Origin of the sequence: Paraclostridium dentum, from assembly GCF_012922555.1 — a bacterium.
In the GTDB taxonomy this organism is placed as follows: Bacteria; Bacillota; Clostridia; order Peptostreptococcales; family Peptostreptococcaceae; genus Paraclostridium; species Paraclostridium dentum.
On sequence record NZ_WIPK01000091.1, the window covers coordinates 1 to 576 of the forward strand.

Sequence of the window (576 nt, forward strand, 5' to 3'; positions counted from 1 at the left end):
GTCAAAGAAAAGAATTACTCCTCTTCGGCTTCTTCACCTTCACCACCCTCTTGTTGAGAGCGGAGACGCTTTCTCTTGCAGCGACCAGGGCGACCACCACCATATGGAGAGGAAAGAGCAAAGTCGATATGCTTTTGGGCATCCAAACGGACAACGAAGGAAGGAACATTGACAATTTGCTTACCAACACGGATGTGACGTTGGAAGATCAACACACGTGCATGATGGATGGACTTAGCCAAACCAAGCTTAAAGACTTGAGTTTGCAAACGACGCTCCAAAAAGTCCTCGATACGGAGAGCCAACACATAATCAAGCTTCATACGGGACTCATCCAAAATACCCAAACGAACAAGACGACGAATGATGGCATTACCTTCAAAAAGACGCTTGGGATCCTTCTCATCAAGTGTCAAAAGCTCACGGGCGGCACGACGAATCTTGGAAAGGGTAAGAGCCACACGCCAAATTTCATGTTTGTTTCTCAAACCGTATTCACCAGCAAGCTTGAGTTCGGCATCAAGACGAGCCGACTCGAAAGGACGGCGAGGGACCTTGTACGTCTTGGATTGCTTG

The 576-nt window shown here is 47.9% G+C and carries 1 protein-coding gene; it reads right to left on the reverse strand.

The window, feature by feature from the left end; translation table 11 throughout:
* Positions 1-14 precede the first annotated feature (14 nt).
* Positions 15-576, reverse strand: a 562-nt coding sequence (gene rpsD, locus GFJ41_RS21010; RefSeq protein ID WP_170076001.1) for a 30S ribosomal protein S4, incomplete at its 5' end; no start/stop codon positions are given.